Annotated in this window: 8 protein-coding genes; 7 read left to right on the top strand and 1 reads right to left on the bottom strand. The window is 52.3% G+C overall.

The features are described from left to right. Window positions 1-171 precede the first annotated feature (171 nt). The 6 genes from JRI95_15575 (at window position 172) to JRI95_15550 (ending at window position 5,542) form a co-directional block, all read left to right on the top strand. Window positions 172-387, top strand: a complete 216-nt coding sequence (locus JRI95_15575; protein ID MBW2062962.1) for a hypothetical protein — start codon at window positions 172-174, stop codon at window positions 385-387. Window positions 388-506: 119 nt separating this feature from the next. Next, window positions 507-971: a response regulator gene (locus JRI95_15570; GenBank protein MBW2062961.1), complete on the top strand. Its 465-nt coding sequence runs from the start codon at window positions 507-509 to the stop codon at window positions 969-971. 291 nt (window positions 972-1,262) lie between these two features. After that, window positions 1,263-2,468: a CoA transferase gene (locus tag JRI95_15565; protein MBW2062960.1), complete on the top strand. Its 1,206-nt coding sequence runs from the start codon at window positions 1,263-1,265 to the stop codon at window positions 2,466-2,468. A gap of 31 nt (window positions 2,469-2,499) precedes the next feature. After that, on the top strand, window positions 2,500-3,756 hold the full coding sequence (locus JRI95_15560; GenBank protein MBW2062959.1) for a thiolase family protein: 1,257 nt from the start codon (window positions 2,500-2,502) through the stop codon (window positions 3,754-3,756). Between the two features lie 62 nt (window positions 3,757-3,818). Continuing rightward, on the top strand, window positions 3,819-4,469 hold the full coding sequence (locus JRI95_15555; GenBank protein MBW2062958.1) for a corrinoid protein: 651 nt from the start codon (window positions 3,819-3,821) through the stop codon (window positions 4,467-4,469). Between the two features lie 11 nt (window positions 4,470-4,480). Then, window positions 4,481-5,542: a hypothetical protein gene (locus JRI95_15550; GenBank protein ID MBW2062957.1), complete on the top strand. Its 1,062-nt coding sequence runs from the start codon at window positions 4,481-4,483 to the stop codon at window positions 5,540-5,542. A gap of 34 nt (window positions 5,543-5,576) precedes the next feature. On the opposite strand, the gene JRI95_15545 is transcribed toward JRI95_15550, so the two are convergent. Next, entirely contained in the window at window positions 5,577-6,083 is a 507-nt protein-coding gene (locus JRI95_15545; protein ID MBW2062956.1) for a gamma carbonic anhydrase family protein, read from the bottom strand. 328 nt (window positions 6,084-6,411) lie between these two features. Here JRI95_15545 and JRI95_15540 point away from each other — a divergent pair. Beyond that, window positions 6,412-7,102, top strand: a 691-nt coding sequence (locus tag JRI95_15540; GenBank protein MBW2062955.1) for an acyl-CoA/acyl-ACP dehydrogenase, incomplete at its 3' end; no start/stop codon positions are given.

The following is a 7,102-nucleotide window of genomic DNA, read 5'->3' as shown; positions in this document are numbered from 1 at the left end:
CCGGCTTACTACCGCCTCGAATGCGGCTGACATTACCGGACGATCTGAACCAATAACGAATTTTGAAATGCTTGACCAATATATATATGGTCGTTCCTGCCGGTGGCCCTGGGTATTTCAGCCGTGGCAGGCTGGTTGCCTGTCACAGGTCTGACAAAAAGAGAGGTGGATATGAGCAGGTGGACGGAAAAAATTCAAAATGTTTTCGCGGCCATCACTTTTGCCGAAGCAGACTGTCCTGACATGGCTCGGGAGTTCCTGAAAGGTGATCCAGGCCTCCAGCCGGTCATGGTCCCTGCTGGTCAGTCAATCGGGCTCGATGACTTTATTGCGGCGGTGGGTCTTAGCGGGACCAAGGTGTGGTACGGCGTGGTTGAAGCAGGCTGAGACTTAGGATCCATACCTCACCTGTGCTCCAGAACCCGGCAGCAAGACTGCCTCCTGACGGCGGTACGGGGGTCGAACGAGGGGAAAGGGTGACCGATTCTAAGTGAGGAGCAAAATTGATGAAAGACTTTAAAGTGCTCTTGGTGGATGACGAAGAGGAGTTTGTAAAAAGCCTCTCTGAGCGGCTCGAAATCCGGGAACTGAAGTCGGACATGGCCTTTAATGGTGAGCAGGCCATGCAGCAGGTTTCAGATGAGGTGCCAGACGTAATGGTCTTAGACCTCAAGATGCCTGGCATTGACGGGCTGGAAGTCCTCCGCCGCATCAAAAAATTCTACCCTCAGGTTCAGGTGGTCATTCTGACCGGGCACGGCACGGATAAGGACGAGGCCCAGGCGAAAAAATTAGGCGCCTTTGCCTACTTACAGAAGCCAGTGGACCTCGAACATCTGGTGGACACCCTGAAGAAGGCCTACGCTTATAAAAGCAAGATTGAAAAGAGCATGACCGCCGCCACATTTGCTGAAGCAGGTGACTTCGACACCGCCCGGAACATCATGAAGGAGTCAGACAAGAAAAAATAAGGAATAAGGCCGCCTCCCCATTGTTCACCTTCTAAACAAAACCCCCTGGGAGTCTGTCGGTCTTGAGAACATTTTTATCCGCCAACCGTGGACAACAGTGTTTTTATGTTGAGCCGCTCTAGACTCTGTTACCCTTATAGCGATATAGAATATTAGGATTTTCTAATCCACTTCCATTTCTGGAAGGGTTGCTCTTTGTCAATGTCAGGTCTTAAGTAGATTAATCGGAGCAGACAAGTTACAGGCTGTGTTGTTCAGGCGAGGTTTTAACTTCGAGCAAGGAGGAGAAACATGTTAGCCCTGGAGGGAATCAAGGTTATTGACTTCAGCACCTGGGCTTTTGCACCAGGGGCCGCCGCTCTTTTAGGAGACTGGGGGGCGGAGGTGATCAAGATCGAAGACCCGGCCACCGGCGATCCCCATCGAGCACTTGTAACAGTCGCGGGGGCAGAGGTGCCGGATATCAACTTTCCCTGGGAGTTCGACAACCGCAACAAAAGAGGCATGGCCGTTGATCTCAGAACCGAGAAGGGGAAAGAGATTATTCACAGACTAATCGAGCAGGCGGATATCTTTATTTCCAATATCCAGACGGCTGCCATCAAGAAGCTTGGCGTGGACTATGAGACCCTGTCTAAAATCAACCCCAAACTGATCTATGCCCATGCCACCGGTTACGGCGAAAAGGGGCCGGAGGCCACCCGCGCCGGCTATGATTACGCCGCCTTCTGGGCCAGGGGAGCTATTATGAGGCAGATCGGCGAACCGGATTCTCCGCCGCCCATGGCCCTGCCAGGCCTGGGGGACAGCACCGGGTCCATCACCCTGGCCGCGGGCATCGTCCTGGCCTTGCTCGTGAGGGAACGGATGGGCATCGGTCAGGAAGTGAACGTGGCCCTGCTGGGCACGGCCCTGTGGTGCAACGGTATCAGCGTGGTCGGTGCGGGAGTGATCGAGGAAGAGATGGAAAGGCGTTCGCGGAAAGACTGGCCCAACCCTCTTTATAACTCCTATGAGTGTAAGGACGGGAAGTGGATGATGCTGGTCTGCCTGCAATCTGACCGGTACTGGTCTGACTTTTGCCAGGTTGTGGGTTTGGAAGAACTGGAGCACGACCCCCGTTTCGAGAACCTGATAAAACGCGCCGAAAATTGCCAGGAGTTAATTTCCATTCTCGACCAAACGTTTCTCACCAGAGACAGGGATGAACTGGGCAAGGCCTTTGATGAAAAGGAAATCTTGTGGACACCGGTGCAGACTTTCAAGGAAGCGATCAACGATCCCCAGGCCCTGGAAAACGGATTCATCGTTGAAGTTGAACATCCCATTCACGGGACCTTCAAGAATGTCACCAGCCCGGTGCAGTTGAGCAAGACCCCGGGAAGTATCAGAACGGTCGCCCCTGAACTGGGTCAGCATACTGAGGAAATCCTGCTGGAGATGGGATATAATTGGGATGATATTACTGCCTTTAAGGATGCCAGGGCTATTCTTTAATCATAAACCAGAGGGTCGTCAGGTGAAATAAATGAAAGACGTTTACATTATTGGCTCGTATTCAATACAATTTAAGAAATGGCCGGAATTATCTTACCGGGATCTGGTCAGAGACGCCTATCTGGGGGTGCTTCAGGACGCTAAAATGGAAAACGGGGACCAAATTGAGTTCGCCTGGTTCGGCAACTGCGGCATGGCCGCCCTGGGGCAGTCAAGCATACGCGGCCAGGTTTGCTTCATCCCTCTGGTCAGGGAGGGGCTTTTCCCGGAGCGCGTGCCCATCATCAATGTCGAGGGGGCCTGCGCCACCGCGTCCATGGCCCTGCACGGCGCCTGGAAAGACATCCTGAGCGGCCAAACCGAGTGCTCCCTGGCCGTGGGCGTGGAAAAGCTTTTTTCGCCCACGATTGACAAGGCCGCAACCTTAAAAAGCTTTGCCGGAGGCATGGATAATTTTACCCCCGAAGAAACCATTCAAGTATACAAGGACGCCGGTAATGTCATCGGCCAGGAGTTTGCGCCGGCAGACAACCGAACCCTGTTCATGGACACCTATGCCATGCAGGCCAAGTATCATATGTGGAAGTACGGGACCACGCAGCGGCAGATCGCGGTCGGGTGCTCCAAGAACCATAACTTCGGCGCGCTCAACCCCAAGGCTCAGTACCAGTTCGAGGTTTCAGTGGACCAGGCCCTGGAAGACCGGCTTATAAGCTATCCTTTAACTCGATCCATGTGCGCTCCTATTGGCGATGGCGCTGCCTCGGCCATTGTCTGTTCGGAAGATTTCCTGAAAAACCTGCCCTCAGGGGTTCAAAATCGTGCGGTTAAAATCAAGGCCAGCGTGCTTACCGGCGGGAAGTACCGGGACTTCGATGAACCGGGCTTGAGCAAGGTCGGCGCGGACAAGGCTTACGAGATGGCCGGTGTCGGGCCGGGTGATATTGATGTGGCCGAAATACATGACGCCACTTCCTTCTGCGAGATTTACCAATCGGAGATGATGGGTTTCTGCCCAATAGGTGAAGGAGGGCCGTTTGTCGAGTCCGGCGCAACCATGCTCGATGGCAAGATACCCATCAACACCGGCGGCGGCCTTGTCTCCAAAGGCCACCCGGTCGGCGCCACCGGGTTGTCCATGATTTATGAACTGGTGACCCAGCTTCGAGACGAAGCCGGGCCAAGGCAGGTCAAGGGGGCCAGACTGGCGCTCCAGGAAAACGGCGGCGGGGTCATCGGCTTTGAGGAAGCGGCCTGCTCGATCATTATTTTAGAAAAAGATCAGTAGATTCAAAATGGGAAAAATGTGCAGCCGGAGATCGAAACTAGAAAAAAACAGGAGATAAATCTATGGGTGAAGAAAAATTTTCAAACCTGAAAAAGGCCATCATTGACGGCGATGAGATAATAAGTGAGGAGTTGACCGTTGCCGCTCTGGCCGAGGGGATACCGGCCAATGATATTTTACAAAAAGGCCTTGTGCCAGGGATAAGAGAAATCGGTAAATTATTCGGTCAAGGAGAGGTTTACCTGCCTGAACTGATAGTATCCGGGCAAGCCATGGAAACGGCCATCAGACACCTCGAACCTTTTTTCGCCAAAGAAAGCGCATCCAACACCGGCGCCTTTCTCATCGGAACGGTACAGGGTGACGTGCATGATATCGGCAAGAATATCGTGGCCATGATGCTTAAGGGGAATGGATGGAAAGTAAGAGATTTAGGCGTTGACGTTTCGCCGGAAGATTTCTGCAAGGCGGTGAAAGAAGGCGCCTTTGACGTTCTCGGGATGTCGGCCTTGCTGACGACAACCATGGCAAGCCTGGATTTGACCATCGAGGCTTTGAACCAGGCCGGGCTCAGGCACAAAATTAAGATCATGATCGGGGGAGCTCCCGTAACCCAGGACTACGCGGATAAAATCGGCGCGAACGCCTTCGGTCTAGACGCCTGGGACGCCATTACCAAAGCCGAAAAGCTGCTTGCCGCTGCCAGGCAGTAAGGGGGAGAGACATGAATAAATTAACCGGACAGGAACGCGTATTAAAGGCGCTCAACCTTCAGGAACCTGATATGGTTCCACACTATGACGGCGTTGATCGGAAAGTGATGAATGCTATCCTCCCCAACGCTTCCCGGAGCAAATTTGTAGAGTATATGGATCATGACGCCATCGGGAATTACGATAAAATTAACGCCTGGAGATATGACACGGTTGATGAAAGCAAAAAAATAGCGCGAAACCAGTGGGGCGCCCTGGAGCGATTTACGTCTGAGGCGTTAGGCCACCCTTTTGAACCGGCTATAAAATCCGAAAAAGACCTTGAAGGCTATGTCCCGCCGGATCCGGACGAGGAATGGCGATACAAGGACGTGGAGCGCATCATAAAAAGGTACAAGGGGCATCGAGCCGTTTACGCCCATGCCACCGATGTTTTCAACATCGCCTCGGATTTTTTACTCGGCCCGGAAGCCTATTACAACGCCATAATAAAAAATCCTGACCTGGTTGACAGGGTCAATGAAATCGTTCTGAACTACAACCTCAAGTATCTGAAAAACTGCCTCGAACTGGACGTAGATTTTCTTTACATTACCGGGGATTTTGCCATGACCAAAGGGCCGATGGTCTCTCCGAAACACACGGCCCGATTCCTCACGCCTCCGCTCAAGAAACAGGTCGAACTGGCCCGAGGCATGAATGTGCCTGTTTTAAAGCATACAGACGGAAATATCTGGAAGATTATTGATTTACTTGTCGAGACCGGGATAAACGCGCTTCATCCCATTGATCCTATAGCCGGGATGGATATAGGGGAAATGAAGGCCAAATATGGAGACAGGCTTTGTTTGGTCGGTAATGTGAATTGCGGCGCAACCCTGAGCTGGGGGACTATTGAAGAAGTACGTCAGGAGGTCAAGGACTGCATCAGGAAGGCCGGCTTGGGAGGCGCTTACATCTGCACCTCCAGCAATTCCGTTCATTCCGGGGTCAAGCCGGAAAACTATGTGGCCATGGTGGAGGCCATCCGGGAATTTGGGAAGTATCCGCTTGACCTGGACAAACTGCAATGATCTGAAACGTAATTGAAGCCGGACTGGATTGACTTTAGAGTCCTTGCCTTTTGTATTGTTTGAGTAATTCCAGGTAAGACTGAGACCCGTCCAGCAAGCGCTGCCTTTGCTCCGAAGAAAGCGTCCCCTTGATCTTGCCTGGCACACCGAGAATCAGCGAGTTATCCGGGACGTTCATCCCCGGGCTGACCAGGCAGCCTGCCCCGACGATACAGAAGTCCCCGATTTGAGAGTTGTCCAGGATGGTGGCGTTATTACCGATGAGGTTGTTGCTGCCGATGCGCAAGCCGTGCACCACGACGCTATGACCGATAATTACGTTGTCGCCTATCTCCATGGACGTTCCGGTATGGAGCACGCAGTTGTCCTCGATCATGGTGTTGCAGCCGATCTTGATCCTGGCGAAGTCGCCTCTGATGACGGCCCCCGGCCAGACACCGGAGTTTTCGCCGATTTCCACATCTCCGATCACATAAGCCGCCTCGCTGACAAAGGCTGATTCAGCTATCCTGGGTGTCTTGCCTTTGAAGCTTCTAATCACCTTGACCTCCTGACTGATCAATAGAAATCATCTGTTTTACAGGTAATCTAACGGTGCAATAAGACGACCATGCAAATCTTCACCAAAAGCATATGGAAATTTCTGATATGTGTCAATCCGGGCGTAATATCCGGTTTGAAACTCCCCCCAATTAATAATTTCACTATTTAGAAAGATTGACTTTCAGCCAAGAATTGAGGAAAATTGGCCGACTCAAAAGGAAGACGTATGAGAGGACGATTGAACAATCGCAATAAATACACACGTCCTGATGGCTCAAAAAATTTTTAACCACAATTCTTATTCTTCAAGATAAGGAGTGAAAAAGATGGATTACCCGGATCTTGACATTAATCTTACCGATGAACAGAAGGCCATGCGGGATATGGTGAGGCGGTTCGGGGCTGAAGTGATGCGTCCCATCGGGATCGAGCTGGATAAGCTCGCAGACCCGGCCGATGTCATTGCTCAAGGCTCCCCTTTATGGGATGTCTTTAAACAGTTCCGCGAGCTGGGCTTACACAAAAGAGGCATGCCCAAGGCGGTCGGCGGCATGGCCGAAGAGATTGACCCGCTGTCCGGGGCCTTGCTGGCCGAGGAGATCGGCTATGCTGACGCCGGGCTGGCCATCAGCCTGGCTGTAGCGGTCCATCCTTTCAAATTTGCGGCCATGTCTGACGATCCTGAACTGCTGGGCTGGGCCCGGGATTTCTGCGAGGATACTGAAGACAATATGATTGGCTGCTGGGCTATCACCGAACCGGACCATGGTTCGGACTGGATTTCCGCGCCTCAGCCTGGCTTTAACGACCCTAAATGCGCACCTTCTCTTAAAGCGATTTTGAAGGGGGATGAATACATTCTTAATGGCCAGAAATCGGCCTGGGTCAGTGACGGCACCATTGCCTCGCATGCCACCGTGCACGTCAATCTCGATCCATCACAGGGCATGCATGGGTCTGGCGTATGCATCATTCCTCTAGACCTGCCCGGAATCTCAAAAGGCAAACCCTTAGATA

The organism is Deltaproteobacteria bacterium, assembly GCA_019308995.1.
In the GTDB taxonomy this organism is placed as follows: Bacteria; Desulfobacterota; Desulfarculia; order Adiutricales; family JAFDHD01; genus JAFDHD01.
Note: the sequence above shows the minus strand (reverse complement) of the source record. Positions and strands in the feature narration are given on the sequence as shown.

Bases quoted from the DNA above. Each gene is read 5' to 3' on its own strand.
- JRI95_15575 (MBW2062962.1), top strand. From the start codon at position 172: ATGAGCAGGTGGACGGAAAAAATTCAAAATGTTTTCGCGGCCATCACT.
- JRI95_15570 (MBW2062961.1), top strand. From the start codon at position 507: ATGAAAGACTTTAAAGTGCTCTTGGTGGATGACGAAGAGGAGTTTGTA.
- JRI95_15565 (MBW2062960.1), top strand. From the start codon at position 1,263: ATGTTAGCCCTGGAGGGAATCAAGGTTATTGACTTCAGCACCTGGGCT.
- JRI95_15560 (MBW2062959.1), top strand. From the start codon at position 2,500: ATGAAAGACGTTTACATTATTGGCTCGTATTCAATACAATTTAAGAAA.
- JRI95_15555 (MBW2062958.1), top strand. From the start codon at position 3,819: ATGGGTGAAGAAAAATTTTCAAACCTGAAAAAGGCCATCATTGACGGC.
- JRI95_15550 (MBW2062957.1), top strand. From the start codon at position 4,481: ATGAATAAATTAACCGGACAGGAACGCGTATTAAAGGCGCTCAACCTT.